The organism is Thermodesulfobacteriota bacterium (genome assembly GCA_025062045.1).
Taxonomy (GTDB): Bacteria; Desulfobacterota; Syntrophorhabdia; order Syntrophorhabdales; family JANXAF01; genus JANXAF01.
Genome location: JANXAF010000005.1, coordinates 29310 through 44148, shown reverse-complemented (window position 1 = coordinate 44148; position 14839 = coordinate 29310). Strand labels below are relative to the sequence as shown.

Annotated in this window: 16 protein-coding genes; 13 read left to right on the top strand and 3 right to left on the bottom strand. The window is 43.2% G+C overall.

Annotated features, from left to right (window positions below; genetic code table 11):
- The first annotated feature begins 35 nt into the window (after window positions 1-35).
- Window positions 36-476 carry a DUF488 domain-containing protein gene (locus NZ583_04930; GenBank protein ID MCS7280956.1) on the top strand — a complete coding sequence of 147 codons (441 nt, stop codon included), beginning with the start codon at window positions 36-38 and terminating at the stop codon, window positions 474-476.
- On the opposite strand, the gene NZ583_04925 is transcribed toward NZ583_04930, so the two are convergent.
- Complete coding sequence (locus tag NZ583_04925; GenBank protein MCS7280955.1) at window positions 439-2211, bottom strand: aldehyde ferredoxin oxidoreductase family protein; 1773 nt, start codon at window positions 2209-2211, stop codon at window positions 439-441. The genes NZ583_04930 and NZ583_04925 overlap by 38 nt on opposite strands.
- Before the next feature lie 55 nt (window positions 2212-2266).
- Window positions 2267-3424 (bottom strand): reductive dehalogenase, encoded by a 1158-nt coding sequence (locus tag NZ583_04920; GenBank protein ID MCS7280954.1) that lies wholly within the window; start codon window positions 3422-3424, stop codon window positions 2267-2269.
- 168 nt (window positions 3425-3592) lie between these two features.
- Here NZ583_04920 and NZ583_04915 point away from each other — a divergent pair, with 168 nt between their 5' ends.
- From NZ583_04915 to NZ583_04860, 12 genes are all read left to right on the top strand, one after another.
- Window positions 3593-3757, top strand: a complete 165-nt coding sequence (locus NZ583_04915) for a zinc ribbon domain-containing protein (protein ID MCS7280953.1) — start codon at window positions 3593-3595, stop codon at window positions 3755-3757.
- A gap of 205 nt (window positions 3758-3962) precedes the next feature.
- Window positions 3963-5786 (top strand): ATP-dependent zinc metalloprotease FtsH, encoded by a 1824-nt coding sequence (gene ftsH, locus NZ583_04910; GenBank protein ID MCS7280952.1) that lies wholly within the window; start codon window positions 3963-3965, stop codon window positions 5784-5786.
- Complete coding sequence (folP, locus tag NZ583_04905; protein ID MCS7280951.1) at window positions 5770-6588, top strand: dihydropteroate synthase; 819 nt, start codon at window positions 5770-5772, stop codon at window positions 6586-6588. Before ftsH ends, folP begins: the two co-directional genes overlap by 17 nt.
- Entirely contained in the window at window positions 6585-7325 is a 741-nt protein-coding gene (gene cdaA / locus NZ583_04900; protein MCS7280950.1) for a diadenylate cyclase CdaA, read from the top strand. The genes folP and cdaA overlap by 4 nt, the downstream gene beginning before the upstream one ends.
- Window positions 7326-7329: 4 nt before the next feature.
- Complete coding sequence (locus NZ583_04895; GenBank protein ID MCS7280949.1) at window positions 7330-7983, top strand: CdaR family protein; 654 nt, start codon at window positions 7330-7332, stop codon at window positions 7981-7983.
- On the top strand, window positions 7980-8711 hold the full coding sequence (locus NZ583_04890) for a pyridoxine 5'-phosphate synthase (GenBank protein ID MCS7280948.1): 732 nt from the start codon (window positions 7980-7982) through the stop codon (window positions 8709-8711). The genes NZ583_04895 and NZ583_04890 overlap by 4 nt, the downstream gene beginning before the upstream one ends.
- Window positions 8711-9031 (top strand): holo-ACP synthase, encoded by a 321-nt coding sequence (gene acpS / locus NZ583_04885; protein MCS7280947.1) that lies wholly within the window; start codon window positions 8711-8713, stop codon window positions 9029-9031. The genes NZ583_04890 and acpS overlap by 1 nt, the downstream gene beginning before the upstream one ends.
- 14 nt (window positions 9032-9045) lie before the next feature.
- A complete protein-coding gene (locus NZ583_04880; protein MCS7280946.1) occupies window positions 9046-10620 on the top strand; it encodes an NAD(P)H-hydrate dehydratase in 1575 nt (524 codons plus the stop codon).
- Entirely contained in the window at window positions 10583-11011 is a 429-nt protein-coding gene (gene tsaE / locus NZ583_04875; protein ID MCS7280945.1) for a tRNA (adenosine(37)-N6)-threonylcarbamoyltransferase complex ATPase subunit type 1 TsaE, read from the top strand. Before NZ583_04880 ends, tsaE begins: the two co-directional genes overlap by 38 nt.
- Window positions 11012-11051: 40 nt before the next feature.
- Complete coding sequence (locus NZ583_04870; protein ID MCS7280944.1) at window positions 11052-12302, top strand: aspartate kinase; 1251 nt, start codon at window positions 11052-11054, stop codon at window positions 12300-12302.
- Window positions 12293-13888 carry a citramalate synthase gene (cimA, locus tag NZ583_04865; GenBank protein ID MCS7280943.1) on the top strand — a complete coding sequence of 532 codons (1596 nt, stop codon included), beginning with the start codon at window positions 12293-12295 and terminating at the stop codon, window positions 13886-13888. Before NZ583_04870 ends, cimA begins: the two co-directional genes overlap by 10 nt.
- Window positions 13872-14339 carry a hypothetical protein gene (locus tag NZ583_04860; protein ID MCS7280942.1) on the top strand — a complete coding sequence of 156 codons (468 nt, stop codon included), beginning with the start codon at window positions 13872-13874 and terminating at the stop codon, window positions 14337-14339. Before cimA ends, NZ583_04860 begins: the two co-directional genes overlap by 17 nt.
- Here NZ583_04860 and NZ583_04855 read toward each other — a convergent pair.
- On the bottom strand, window positions 14312-14839 hold the full coding sequence (locus NZ583_04855; GenBank protein MCS7280941.1) for a nitroreductase family protein: 528 nt from the start codon (window positions 14837-14839) through the stop codon (window positions 14312-14314). The genes NZ583_04860 and NZ583_04855 overlap by 28 nt on opposite strands.

The following is a 14839-nucleotide window of genomic DNA, read 5'->3' as shown; positions in this document are numbered from 1 at the left end:
ATAAAAGAAAAAAATTGTAAGACTGTAAAAGTGATGTGAAAAAGGATATTTACACAGTAGGTACCAGTAGCCGCACGCTCCAAGAATTTATAGATCTACTTTTGTCCTATGGAATACAAACCGCCGTTGATGTTCGCAGAATCCCCAGATCAAAAAGGTTTCCACAGTTTATGAAAGAGACGTTATCTAAAGCATTAGAAGAATCAGGCATAAGATACGTTTATCTGGGCCAAGAACTTGGTGGATTAAGAAAGAAAGGCTATAAAAACCACGCTCTAACAAAAACATTTGAAGAAGGTATGGAGATACTAGAGAGTCTCGCTAAAACCTCAAAAACAGTGTTTTTCTGCTGTGAAAGGCTATTTTTCAGGTGCCACAGGAAATTTATAGCAAAAAGGCTCAAAAGAAAGGGTTGGAATGTGTACCATATAATGGACTTTAATAGGATCTACGAAGAAAGGGGGGAATACGAGTAGGTCTTCCCCTTTCATCCCAACCCCGTATCCGGTAATAGTCCTTTAACATCCTCTCAAAGTCATCTCTTTTTAAGACATACTCACCTTTGCCGATCGGCTCTGTAAAGAACCTCGTAGGTAAAGTATCCTCCCCATCTCCCATCCCTTCCCTTAGATTAAAGAGCCTAACCATGTCCCTGATTGAGGAAGCAACTTTTTTTAGGTCCTCTTTGCCGAAGCTTTCCCCAAAAGTAGCCTTTATGATCTCTGATATCTCATCCCACATGTAGATATCTCTGTAAAACCTGCATACGATCAAAGAATCTTTTAGTATGTGTCTATCCTCGAAATCGATCATTACTTCAGCCTTTTTATCAATATCGTGGGGCGAGATGATGCCTGAAAGCTCGGCCCTAAAAACCGTAGATCTCATGTGGCAAGCACCTCGGTCAGAAGTGGCATACGTGAGGGCCATACCTTTAAAATACCTCGGATCGTAGCCTCCCGGTTCAAGACCTTTTACATGAATTGCTATGTCCTCTAAATTCCATTCTTTTGCCGCAAATTTTACGCCTTCCGCCAGTATCTCTCCTATTCCTTCTCTTTTTGCTATTTTTATGAGAAGTTCCGCTATTTTTTCTGTCTCTCCATAATCGATCTTTTCTTTTATTTTTCCCATGCGTGAAGCCTCAATAGTAAGCCCCACAAGATTGCCAGCACTGATGGAGTCCATACCGAGCCTGTCACAAATATCGTTTAGAAAGATTATGTCCTCCAGACTTTTTATTCCGCAAAGCCCACCGAAGGCATAGATCGTTTCGTATTCAGGTCCTTCTATTTTTAAACCGGCGTACTTTCCATCCGTTACCTGGGTATACCTTCCGCAGGCAATAAAGCACTTACTACAAGCCCGAGCCCTTACATTAAAGTTCATATGGAGCGCCTCAGCCGAGATACTTTCCCAACCGTCCAATTCTCCAGTATGCCAGTAATAAGAGGGGAAAGCCCCAACACTGTTTATTATTGAGACAAGCCCAGGTGTTCCAAAAGTTTTAAAAGCCCGGACAAAGGGCATATTTTTTCCTTCTTTAAGCCATCTTTTGCTCAGTTCTTTTACTTCTTCTGGATAAGCAACTGGCCTTCTCTTAGAACCGTAAAAAGCTAAGCCTTTAACCTTCTTAGATCCAAGGACACATCCGGTACCTGTTCTTCCAGCGCATCTCCAGTAGTTGTTAACTATGGATGCGAATTTTACAAGGTTTTCACCGGCCGGACCTATAACGATAACGCCCGCGTCTTTTCTCTCTATCCTTCTTCTTATTTCATCTTCCGATTTGAATGTGTCATAAGACCAGATGTCTTTAGCATCCCTAAAGATTACCTCCTTATCGCTTATCTCGAGAAATACTGGAAAAGTAGAGGATCCCTCAAGAACGAAGGCATCGTAACCCGTCTTGCTCATAGATTCCGCAACCCTTCCTCCGGAGTACGATTCTGCATAAAGCCCTGTAAGAGGCGACTTCGTAAAAACACCGTACCTGCTCGATCCCCAAATGGGGGTATCCTGGACAGGTCCCAAGGCTATTACGAGTTTGTTTTGAGGGGAAAGGGGATCGATTCCGGATGGGTTTTCCTCTAAGAGAAGGTACGTGGCAAGTCCTTTTCCACCTAATACGTGACGATAAATTTCTCTTCCTATCTCCCTTACTTTGTAAGTCCTTTCCGTAAGGTTTATGAAGAGGATCCTTCCAAACATGGAATCTTTGGTCTCATCTTATCGTGTGCAAAGTAGTTTTTCAAGCCACACTTGACTATTCCATTTCTTTTGGAAGTTGTATGAGTCCTTCTCGTTCTTCAAGGTCGAACCACCATTTTTTCCGTAAATCGGGTTTTCCGTAACCTAAAAGGTCATCTCCCCATATGGCCAATCGCCTTGCTATGGAGGATCTTCTAATTATCCGTCCAAAGATCCTGTGGATCAACGTGTAGGGTTTATTCCACGGACAGACTTTTATACAGACACCACACCCTGAACCTTTCTGGTTGCCGATCCTGAATTTAGTACACCTTTCTTTATCAAAAGGCCACCTTTCGTAGCCATTGTACATTACCTTCGAGCCATCACTTATAGCCTTGCTTGGACATGCCCTTGCGCATTTTTTACATTTCGTACAAAAATCCTGTAGCCCGAAGTCTATGGGTTTGTCAGGCACGAGAGGAAGGTCTGTTGTGACAACGCTAGCCTTGAATCTTGGCCCGAGAAACGGGTGCACTACACTGTCGCCGAGCCTACTTAGCTCTCCAAGACCTGAAAGGAGAATAAGCGGTGGAACGAGAACATCGTAAAAAGGGGCGAAATGGGCTTTTGCGGGAAAGCCAAGTCTTCTTATGTAATCTGCAAGAATAATACTTATGAACCCGGAGCTCGCATATGCCATCATGCTCATCGAATTGCTTATCCAGTCATTTCCGGTTGATGCGACAGATGTTCTATAATCCTGATCTACAAGTATTACTATTGCGTATTTATGGTTAAGTTCACAGATTTCTTCCTTTCCTTCAGGGTCCATAAAATCGAATTTGCGACTATATACGGACCATGGCGGCAATGCACAGATACCAACGGCATCCGCCCTAAGGAAGTAAGCAACCTCTTTTATATGTCTGGAGAGTAATTCTGGATCCTTTGGGATGGGAGCCTCTTTTTGTGAAACATTTCCGCCGGCGTAAGGTCTCATGACGTACCTAAAGGAAGATAAAGCAGCCGAAAGAGGGTATTTTGAGACAAACCTTCTAACCTCTTTTTGTATTGTGGGCCCATAATCTCCTAAAGCCGCTTTAGAGAAGCCGCTTTCCTTTTCACTCACTCTTTGGATTTTTTCGTCTTCTATCTTTGTTGTCGGTCTTTCGACTCGCTTTATCGCACGCGTGGGAAAAGTTTCAAAATCTCGCTTTAAGTATCCAGGCATTATATGCCTCCTTTTCCAAGATGCTTCTCAAACTATAGTCAAGTTTAGAATTCATGTCCAGAAACAAGTGTCCGAACTTTTTTTGGATATCGTTTTTATTAGTCGCTTTACAACGGGAAGGGACATACTTATAATATTCTTGCACCAAAGAAAAAGGAGGGTTAGACGATGCCAACGTACGAGTACAGATGCGAAAAGTGTAACCACGAATTTTTCAAGGTGCTAAGTATCTCCGAACGGGAAAAAGAAAAAATCACCTGTCCTAATTGCAACAGCGATCAGGTGAAGCAGATTCCTTCCAGTTTTATGGCTAAAACGAGTAGAAAGAGCTAAAAGACACCTCATCCGGGTTGCACTCGTTTGTCTTTCCGGGTGCAGCCTGGAAATTTTCAGAGAAGACTACGTGTTATTTCTGCCCTTTCGTTAACGTTTAAAGATACTTTTAGCGCTCCTCGCTGATCTACAAAACTTCAGGTTTTGGACTCAGAGATAAGTCCAACATGTTGATAATACAAGACTATTCGTGTTAAATATACATGTGGCGAAAAACGGTGGAGTCAACCAGCTAAATAGAAACCTACTTTTATTTTTTGTTCTTTTGATTCTTGTCCTTCTTATCTTCAACCTGTACAACAGGCCGAAAAAAGCAAAAGAGTATTTGCCTTTTTCTGATTTTGTAGGGGCCTTAGAGGCAGGGCTTGTCTCTTCGGTTGTAATACAGGGAAACAGTATCACGGGGGTTTTCCATAACGGTAAGGAGTTTAGAACATACGCCCCGGAAGATCCGGAACTTTTAAAACTCATGAGGAAGCAGAATGTAAAAATAGAGGCAAAGCCTGGTGAGGAGTCTTCGTTCTGGCAGAACGTCTTTATATCTTGGCTTCCAGTTTTGTTCTTGATTGGGGTGTGGATCTTCTTTATGAAGCAGATGCAGTCAGGCGGTGGACGAGCTATCGCCTTTGGAAAGAGTAGGGCACGAATGATAACCAGTAAGGAGAATAAAGTGACGTTTGACGATGTGGCAGGAATCGAAGAAGCCAAGGAAGAACTCCAGGAGATTATAGAGTTTCTAAAAAATCCAAAGAAGTTTACAAAACTCGGAGGACGTATCCCCAAAGGAGTGCTTCTTGTGGGCCCGCCTGGAACTGGTAAAACTTTGCTTGCAAGGGCAATAGCAGGGGAAGCAGACGTGCCTTTTTTCACAATAAGTGGTTCAGACTTTGTTGAAATGTTCGTAGGCGTTGGGGCATCCAGGGTGAGGGACCTCTTCAACCAGGCGAAAAGGCATGCTCCGTGTATTATCTTCATTGACGAAATTGACGCGGTGGGAAGACAAAGAGGTGCGGGTTTAGGTGGTGGACACGACGAAAGGGAGCAGACTCTAAACCAACTCCTTGTAGAAATGGATGGATTCGAGTCGAATGAAGGTGTGATAGTAATCTCTGCCACAAATAGGCCCGATGTTCTTGATCCAGCCCTTTTAAGACCTGGAAGGTTCGACCGCCAAATTGTTGTTCCTACACCTGACGTGAAAGGCCGCGAAGCTATACTTCGGGTTCACACGAGAAAAAGGGTTTTGGGACCGGATGTAGATCTTTCAGTAATAGCTAGAGGAACTCCTGGGTTTTCCGGGGCTGACCTCGAAAACCTGGTCAATGAGGCAGCGCTTATTGCGGCAAGGCGAAATAAAAAGTACATAGAGATGGAGGACTTCGAGCACGCAAAAGATAAGGTGCTTATGGGTGTTGAAAGAAAAAGCATGATAATACCGTACGAGGAGAGGAGAAACACGGCTTATCATGAAGCAGGACACGCTCTTGTCGCCAAAATGTTACCCGGAACCGATCCGATCCACAAGGTGACTATCATCCCAAGGGGTAGGGCTCTTGGAATAACCCAGCAACTACCAATAGATGACAGGCATACGTATTCAAAGGATTACCTCTTGAACAACATAACCATTCTTCTTGGAGGAAGGGCGGCGGAAAAGGTGGTCCTTAATATTGAGACAACAGGTGCAGGTAACGATATAGAAAGGGCAACCGAACTGGCAAGAAAGATGGTGTGCGAATGGGGTATGAGTGAAAAACTCGGGCCTTTGAGCTACGGAAAAAATGAAGAACATATATTTCTTGGTAGAGAAATAGCACGTCACAGGGACTTTAGCGAGCAAACAGCAAGGGAGATAGATGAGGAAATAAAACGCATAGTAACATCCTGTTACGAAAAGGCCAAGAAGATTATAGAAGAACGTCTGGACATCCTTCATGAAATCGCGAATAAGTTGCTAGAAAAAGAAGTCCTTGACGGAAACGAAATAGATCGAATCATAAAGGACCGTCTCGATGAAAAAAGGTCTTAAGTTCCAAAAGAGACCCCAAATTATGGGCATACTTAACGTAACCGGAGATTCTTTCTACGACGGAGGTCTCTATTTCGAGCTTGATAGGGCAATATCCCGCGTGAAAGAGATGATTGATGAAGGGGTTGACATCGTCGATGTGGGCGGTGAGTCTACAAGACCGTTCTCACAGAGGGTTCCCCTTGAAGAAGAACTAAAAAGGACGATCCCGGTGATAAAAAAAATAAGGGAATTTTCTGATATCCCAATCTCAATAGACACTTACAAAGCAAAGGTCGCCTACGAGGCGATAAAAGCAGGGGCAAATATCATAAATGACATAAGCGGTCTTTCCTTCGACAAGGACATGGCAAAAGTGGCAGCCGAGTTTGATGTTCCGGTAGTGATAATGCATATAAAGGGGAGACCCGAAGATATGCAGATTTCACCTCACTATGATGACGTTATAGGGGAGATAAAAGAGTATTTCCGGGAAAGGATCGAGTATGCCAAAAGCCAAGGGATAAGAGAGGAAAATATCATAATCGATCCGGGAATTGGTTTTGGTAAGAGAGTTGAGGACAATCTTAAAATTCTAAAAAGCCTCTCTGATTTTAAAGAGTTTGGAAGACCAATACTTATAGGCACTTCGATGAAAAGCTTTATCGGGGTAGTTACTAATTCTCCCCTTACTGAGAGATTACCAGGTACACTTGCGAGTGTTGCTATTTCCATATGGAATGGCGCAGATATTGTGAGAGTTCACCATGTAAAAGAGACGAAAAAGGTAGTAGACCTTGTCCACGCGATAAAAACCTCATGATCTCTTACCTAAGATGGCAGGACTTTCTCGATATAATCATCATCGCGTTTTTGGTTTACAAGGTTCTCCTTTTTATTAAAGGGACAAGAGCCGCTCAGCTCCTTTTTGGTCTCCTTATCCTCTTTTGCTTTTTTTATCTCTCAAAAAAACTTGAATTGTCGGCGGCTAGCTGGATTCTTGACAATTTCTTTACTTACGCCGTTCTTATTGTCGTTATAATCTTTCAGGATGATATAAGAAGGATGCTTCTCGAAATAGGTAGAAGCCCTTTTTTGAAAAGGATAAGCTATGTTGAAGCTACACTTTTTTTTGATGAACTTGTAAACGCGTTAGCGATCCTTAGTGCTCACAAAATTGGAGCTTTGGTAGTTATTGAAAGGAAAGTCGGACTTGAAGATTTCATGGAGGTCGGCACAAGACTCGATGCAGAGGTTAATACGGAATTGATCCTTAGCATATTTCAGCCAAGTTCACCGCTACACGACGGAGCAGTCATCATAAAGGAGGGAAGGATAAGAGCAGCAAAGTGTATCCTTCCTCTCAGCATGAATGAAGAAAGTACGAAAGGATTGGGGACAAGGCACAGGGCTGCTTTGGGGATCTCAGAGATAACCGACGCCATAGCTATATGTGTTTCAGAAGAAAGAGGCCATATTGCGTATGCTGTTAGAGGAAACCTAGAAATAAATGTGAAGCCGGAAGCACTCAAAAGGATTTTAAACGAGCTTTTATCGTGAATTTATGCGATCGATTAAGAGACGCTTACTTTCGAACCTTAGACTAAAGATTATATCCGTTATTATAGCCATTATAGTTTGGCTTGCCATAACCACGATAGGGGAGGACAGAGAAAGCGTCTACGTGCCTATAGTTGCTCAGGGGCTTAGGAAAGACACAATAGTTACCAAACTTGAACCGGAAGGCGTGTTTGTGACTGTGCGAGGCCCAATCGGAGAGCTTAAAAGTTTAAATAAAAGCGAACTTAAGGTTAAAATCAATTTAGGAGAATACGGAGAAGGTCACCATACATACCACATCGAAAAGAAGAACGTTATTTTGCCTAAAGGTCTGAAACTAGAAGATATTCGTCCTGACACTGTAAGTTTCGAACTGGACAGGGTTGTAAAGAAAAGAATGAAAGTCATAGTTAGGCTCAGTGATGATTTGGAAAAAAAATATTCTGTCCTTGACTACACCCCTAGGTTTGTGGAGGTGGAGGGAGCAGAAAAAGCACTAGGGTCTAAAGGCGAAATTGAAACGCACCCGCCGAAAGGTAGACTAGAAGCCAAAGAGGAAGAAATAGAGCTTCTTCTAAATACCAATGGGATGATTATAAAAAACATCTTTCCATCCACGGTTAAGGTCAAATTAGTAAGGAGAGGTGAGGAAAGATGAAGCTTATGGTTAATATCGATCATGTCGCAACATTGAGGGAGGCAAGAAGGACCCCCTATCCCGATCCCATTTATGCTGCGGGAATAGTTGAAATGGCAGGAGCCTCTGGCATAATAGTCCACTTAAGAGAGGACAGACGTCATATAAAAGACCGCGATTTAAAAATTTTGAGGGAGGTTGTCAGGACAAAGCTGAACCTAGAAATGGCAGCAACGGATGAGATGATAGAGATAGCCACCAAGATAAAACCTGATATGGTCACACTGGTTCCCGAAAGGAGGGAAGAACTCACAACTGAGGGTGGTCTTGATGTAAAAGGTCTATTTCCCCACATAAAATCAGCTGTCGAAAGAATTAAAAATGCCGGGATAAAAGTAAGCCTCTTTGTTGATCCGGAGGAAGAACAGATTGAGGCGTCTCGCCTAATTGGAGCCCAAATGATAGAAATTCATACCGGAAGGTACGCAGACGCATTAAGGGAGGAAGAAAGGATTTTCGAACTAGAAAGGATAAAAAAGGCCGCAAAAAAGGGAAAAAGAGAGGGTCTTAAAGTCCACGCGGGACATGGCTTAAACTACGACAACGTATTTGAAATAGCAAAAATACCGGAGATAGAGGAGCTCAGCATAGGACACAGTATTATAGCCCGAGCCGTGTTTGTAGGACTCGACAGAGCGGTTCGGGATATGATCAAAATCATTGAAGTAGCTCGCAGAGAAGTTAAGTGATGGTGGGCATAGACATTGTTGACACAAAAAGAATAGAAAAGATTCTCACTCTTTACGGCGAAAGGTTTCTACGTAGGATTCTTTCGGACGAGGAAAGAAAGTATGTGGATCGGAAAAAAAGACGCATTGAATCAATCTCGGGTATCTTTGCGGCAAAAGAGGCCTTTATAAAGGCAATGGAGAAAAGGATCCCGCTAAGAGAGATAAGGGTTTTAAATGAAAACGGTAAACCATACATAGTTTATAACGGACGTTTTTTTAAAAACGTAAGTATCTCTCACGAAAAGACATACGCCATATCACTGGTCATCGTTCCTTAAGGAGGGAAATCTTTATGAAAGTTATGTCACCAGAAAGGATGGCAAAATACGACAACTATGCGATAAACGAGTGGGGTATTCCATCTTCAGTCCTTATGGAGAATGCAGGAAGGAGTGTTTTTAGACTCATAAAAGAGACCTACATGAACGGAAAAAAAAGAATCGTCGTCATCGCTGGAAGGGGAAACAATGGAGGGGATGGATTCGTCGTTGCAAGATACGCAAAAATGGAAGGTTACGAAGTCACTGTTTTCCTTCTTGGAAAAAAATCCGAGCTAAAAGGTGATGCTTTGCTGAACATGGAATTATACGAGAAGACAGGAGGTCAGATATTGGAAATCACCGAAAACTTTGACGAAGTCAGATCGTATCTTGAGAAAACTGACATTATAGTGGATGCGATTTTTGGAACAGGTCTTTCAAAGGAAGTACAAGGTCTGGAGAAAGAAGCGATCGAGGCCATAAACGATTTAGGAAAGACTGTTGTGTCTATAGATATTCCTTCTGGGCTCAATGGAAAAACAGGAAAACCTCAACCAGTCTCTGTTATGGCTTGCCACACTTTTACTTTCGGGTATCCGAAGCTTGGGCATGTGCTTTTTCCTGGTGTTCAGTACACGGGAAGACTCACAGTGATCGACATATCGATTCCACGCCACGCGGAGGAGATCCTTGGCTGGGACGCAGAAGTGATAGACGGTTGTCTTATAAGAAGCCTCTTAAAAGAACGCCCACCTGAGTCACATAAAGGCAATTACGGCCATGCCGTAGTAATTGCGGGATCTAAAGGTAAAACGGGTGCTGCTTATATGGCTTCCGTTGCGGCATTGAAGATCGGAGCTGGACTTGTAACTCTCGTTATCCCTGAAAGCCTAAACCCAATTTTGGAGACTAAAACGACTGAGGTTATGACTTTCCCAGTGCCTGACAGAAATAAAGGGCATTTTACAATGGATGGTTTCGAAATGACGAAAGAGTTTGTTTCTGATAAGGACGTTGTGATACTCGGACCTGGACTTTCTCAGGAGGAAGAAGCGATGGAATTTGCAAGAAGAATATTTCTTGAGACGGACAAACCTTTCGTCATAGACGCCGATGGGATAAATGCGTTTAAAGACGAACCAGATTTACTGAGGAATGGTAAAAATCGAACTCTCATCACCCCTCATCCTGGAGAATTTTCAAGACTTATAAAAAAGAGTACGAGGGAAATAAACGAGGACAGAATAGGGATAGGATTGGGCTTTGTAAAATCGTATGGAATAGCACTTGTACTTAAAGGAGCAAGAACCCTTATCTTTGACGAAGCAGGCAGAATCTATATCAATCCCACGGGAAATCCCGCTTTAGCGAAAGGTGGTTCTGGAGACATTCTCACCGGTTTCATAGGTGGTTTAAAATCTCAGGGTTATAGCCTCGTAGAAGCTGCCATACTTGGCACTTACCTTCACGGATACATAGCGGACAGGTATGTAGAAAAATACTCCGATATGGATCTTTTAGCTATGGACCTTCTATGTGATCTCGGTTTGGCAATAAGGGAGATAAAGGATGGAAAAGAGAGAGTTTATATCGAGAGGACCCTCTGAAACGTGGGAAATAGGAGAAATTATAGCGAAAGAGTTGACCATAGGCAGCCTTGTGCTAATCACCGGAGATATGGGTTCTGGCAAAACGCAGCTTATAAAAGGCATAGCGAAGGGCCTCGGTTTTAAAGACTGGATTTATGTGAATAGCCCCTCCTTTACAATCGTAAACGTCTACGAAGGAGGAAGACAAACCTTGATCCACGTTGACTTCTACAGACTCAGTAACGAGGAAGCCTCAGATATCTTTGTGGAAGAGATGCTCGACGAAGGGATCGTGGTTGTGGAATGGCCAGAAAGGAGAGCCTGGCATGGACCAAGAACCGAAGTGAAGATAGAGATAATTGGTGAGAATGAAAGAAGGATTGAGGTTGTAAATTTGGGAACAATTTAGTATTATAAGAGTTCACAATTAGCGTTCCCTTCCGGAGGAAGTGATGCTTGTAGTTCAGAAGTACGGAGGTACCTCAGTTGGAGATTTGGAAAGGATAAAAAATGTGGCCAAAAGAATAATTTCTTACCGAGAGAGAGGAGATAGTTTAGTTGTTGTCGTATCCGCAATGGCTGGTGAGACGGACAGACTCATATCTCTTGCAACATCCATAACAAAGACACCCGACGAGAGGGAACTCGACGTTTTGTTAACTACGGGAGAGCAAGTGGTATCGGCCCTTTTGGCGATTACATTAAACAGCATGTACTGCAGTGCAGTTTCCCTTCAGGGGCACCAGGTTAGGATAATCACAGATTCCACTTACACGAAAGCGAGAATTATTGAGGTTGAAAAGGAAAGAATACTTTCGGAACTGAATAAAGGTAGAGTTGTGATCGTGTCAGGGTTCCAGGGAATCGACAAGAACGGAAACATAACAACTTTAGGGAGAGGAGGCTCGGACACGACGGCTGTGGCTCTTGCAGCAGCATTAGGTGCGGATCTCTGCGAAATCTATACTGATGTGGATGGAGTGTTCACTGCGGACCCAAATGTATGTCCTAAGGCGAAAAGACTGGATTACATAACTTACGACGAAATGTTAGAAATGGCAAGCCTTGGGGCAAAAGTCTTGCAGATCCGGTCAGTTGAGCTGGCAAAAAGATACAACGTTCCGATCCTCGTTAAATCTTCGTTCACGGAGGGACCGGGAACGTTGGTGAGCAAGGAGGTACCGAATATGGCAATGGAAAAGGTTGTGGTTTCTGGTGTTACATTCAATAAAAATGAGGCCAAGATCACGATCAGTAAGGTCCCAGACAGACCCGGAATTGCGGCTAAGATATTTTCGGCCCTTGCCGATGCCAATATCGTTGTGGACATAATAGTTCAAAACGTAAGTAAGGGAAATTATACTGACATAACTTTCACAGTCTCGAAGGGAGATGCAAGAAAAGCGCATAAAATTGCAGAGCAGGTGGCTAAAGAGATCGGAGCGGAAGAGGTTACTCTAGATGAGGACATTGCTAAAGTCTCAATTGTTGGTTCGGGAATGAGATCACATTACGGGGTTGCTGCAAAGATGTTCTCCACTTTGGCCTCCGAAGGGATAAATATAGAAGCGATCACAACATCGGAGATAAAGATCTCGTGCGTTATTGAGGCCAAATACGCCGAACTAGCAGTTCAGGCCCTCCATACCGCATTTGGGTTGGACAAGGAAGACATAGAGGAGGAGACCATTTGCCAATAGAGTTCTACGACACGACTTTAAGAGATGGTGCCCAGGCGGAGGACATTTCGTTTACCCTCAACGACAAGCTAAGAATAACTGAGCTCCTAGATGATTTTGGCATCCACTACATAGAAGGCGGGTGGCCCGCCTCCAATCCAAAGGATCTTCACTATTTCAGAGAAGTCAAAAAAATACACCTTAAAAATTCAAAAATAGTCGCTTTCTCAAGTACGATAAGGAAGACTTCTCACCCCGAATCTGATGAGTCTTTAAGACTTCTCCTTGATGCGGACACGGAATATGTGACGATAGTTGGCAAAAGCTGGGATTTACACGTGAAAGACGCTCTTAGGGTTTCGCTCGATACAAATCTCAGGATGGTGGAGAAGACTATCGAGTACCTAAAAAAACATGGTAAAAAGGTTTTCTTTGATGCCGAGCATTTCTTCGACGGATATAAGAGGAATTCGGAATACTCGATGAAAGTCCTCTATACTGCAGTTATGGCAGGTGCGGATGCGCTTGTGCTCTGCGATACAAACGGGGGTTCTATGCCCTACGAGGTTTACGAGATCGTAAAAAAGGTTAAGGAGGATCCGAAAATAACTGTGAAATTGGGGATCCACACTCACAACGATACGGAAATGGCAGTAGCAAACACAATAATGGCGGTGAAAGCGGGATGTGTACACGTGCAAGGTACTATAAATGGGTATGGAGAAAGATGTGGAAATGCTAATCTGTGCTCCGTCATACCGAATGTTATTCTTAAGATGGGCCTTGAAGGGATTGACAAGGAGAAACTCAAAAACTTAAGACGACTGAGCTTGACTGTCGATGAGATAGCTAACCTTATTCCTGACAAGAAGAAACCTTACGTTGGAGAAAGCGCATTTGCCCACAAGGGAGGAATACACGTAAGTGCGGTAAGAAGGAATCCAGAAACATACGAACACATACCCCCCCAAATCGTGGGTAATAAGCAGAGAGTCCTTGTGTCGGACCTTTCGGGAGAAAGTAATATCATCCAAAAGGCGAAAGAATTTGGAATTGAACTCGATTCGGAGAAGGATAAGAAACACTTAAGAGAGATCTTAAAGAAGATCAAGGAAATGGAACTTTTTGGCTACCAATTTGAAGGGGCCGATGGAACATTAGAGCTGCTCATAAAAAAAGTGATTGGTCTACACAAAAAATACTTTGATCTCATAGGGTTTCGAGTAATAGTTGAGAAAAAGGGTAAGATGAAGCCCGTATCAGAGGCTACTATAATGGTTAAAGTCAATGATCAGATCGAACACACAGCTGCTTTGGGATGCGGACCTGTCAACGCCTTAGACAATGCGTTAAGGAAAGCACTCCACAAATTCTATCCATCTTTGAAAGAAGTGGAACTTGTAGATTACAAAGTAAGGGTTTTGACGACGGAAGAAGGCACAAGGGCGCCAATCAGAGTGCTCATTGAGACTTCGGACGGGAAGAGGGTATGGGGGACCGTTGGCGTCTCTGAAAATATAATCGAGGCCAGCTGGGAGGCTCTTGTAGACAGCATAGATTACAAGCTTCTGATTGAGGAGGAAAGGGAACGTGGAAAGGTTGATTGAGGTAAGAGACGCAACAAAAGAGTTGAGTCTTATTCGCTCATTAGACTCCTACAAAAGACCTTTTGAGGTTGTTGGTTCTTATAGACTCATAGACGATGGTAATATGCCAGAAGCGACAGTGATAATAAAGACGGATAGCCAAGAAGCACACGAAGCCGCAACTGGAGTTGGACCCGTTGATGCACTGGCAAACGTACTCAAAAAATCCCTAACCAGGGTTTTTCCGTTCATAGAGAACGTAAAACTGGTCGATTATTCTGCGAGGGTTCACGATGCGAAGACAGGGACTGCGGCGAAGGTTGAAGTATCTATAGTTTTCTCCAACGGGAATGACCTTTGGAGAGTATCCGAAATCTCAGAAAACATAAATGCTGCTTCCTTTTGGGCACTCCTTGACGGTTTCGAATACGCGATCCATCTCCACTACCGTTCTCCGAATCGATTGCGGTAGATCTTTTCGTGCTCAAGTTCCTCTAGCTTTACTTTTCTTTTCCTTTCAGCTGGATATCCGATGCTTATTATAGAGAGGACTCGTAAGTTGGATGGTATACTTAACAACTCGCGCACATAGTCCTCGGCGGTCTTTTCTTTAGAATGCATTCTATTTCTTATCTGGATCCAGCAACTTCCAAGTCCCAATGATTGAGCAACAAGTTGCAGTATGATCGAGGCTATTGAACAATCTTCAACCCAGCAATCAGATCGCGTTTCGTCACCCATGACTACAACACCAAGTACCGCATCTTTAAGGAAAGAAGATCCATGTTCTTTCGCGTAGGACAGTTTTAGTAAAAGATCTTTGTCGTCGACAAAGATAAAAACCCAGGGATTTATACCCCTAGATGATGGAGAACGTAAAACAGCTTCCTTTAGAAGTTCTATTTTTTCGGCTTCAATAGGAATGTCCTTGTATTTTCTTATGCTTCTTCGCTCTCTTAAGATCTCTATCAT

Excerpts from the sequence above, each read along its gene's own strand:
- NZ583_04925 (MCS7280955.1), bottom strand. The coding sequence starts at position 2,211 with ATGTTTGGAAGGATCCTCTTCATAAACCTTACGGAAAGGACTTACAAA.
- NZ583_04920 (MCS7280954.1), bottom strand. The coding sequence starts at position 3,424 with ATGCCTGGATACTTAAAGCGAGATTTTGAAACTTTTCCCACGCGTGCG.
- NZ583_04915 (MCS7280953.1), top strand. The coding sequence starts at position 3,593 with ATGCCAACGTACGAGTACAGATGCGAAAAGTGTAACCACGAATTTTTC.
- folP (MCS7280951.1), top strand. The coding sequence starts at position 5,770 with ATGAAAAAAGGTCTTAAGTTCCAAAAGAGACCCCAAATTATGGGCATA.
- cdaA (MCS7280950.1), top strand. The coding sequence starts at position 6,585 with ATGATCTCTTACCTAAGATGGCAGGACTTTCTCGATATAATCATCATC.
- NZ583_04895 (MCS7280949.1), top strand. The coding sequence starts at position 7,330 with ATGCGATCGATTAAGAGACGCTTACTTTCGAACCTTAGACTAAAGATT.
- NZ583_04890 (MCS7280948.1), top strand. The coding sequence starts at position 7,980 with ATGAAGCTTATGGTTAATATCGATCATGTCGCAACATTGAGGGAGGCA.
- acpS (MCS7280947.1), top strand. The coding sequence starts at position 8,711 with ATGGTGGGCATAGACATTGTTGACACAAAAAGAATAGAAAAGATTCTC.
- NZ583_04880 (MCS7280946.1), top strand. The coding sequence starts at position 9,046 with ATGAAAGTTATGTCACCAGAAAGGATGGCAAAATACGACAACTATGCG.
- tsaE (MCS7280945.1), top strand. The coding sequence starts at position 10,583 with ATGGAAAAGAGAGAGTTTATATCGAGAGGACCCTCTGAAACGTGGGAA.
- NZ583_04855 (MCS7280941.1), bottom strand. The coding sequence starts at position 14,839 with ATGATAGAGATCTTAAGAGAGCGAAGAAGCATAAGAAAATACAAGGAC.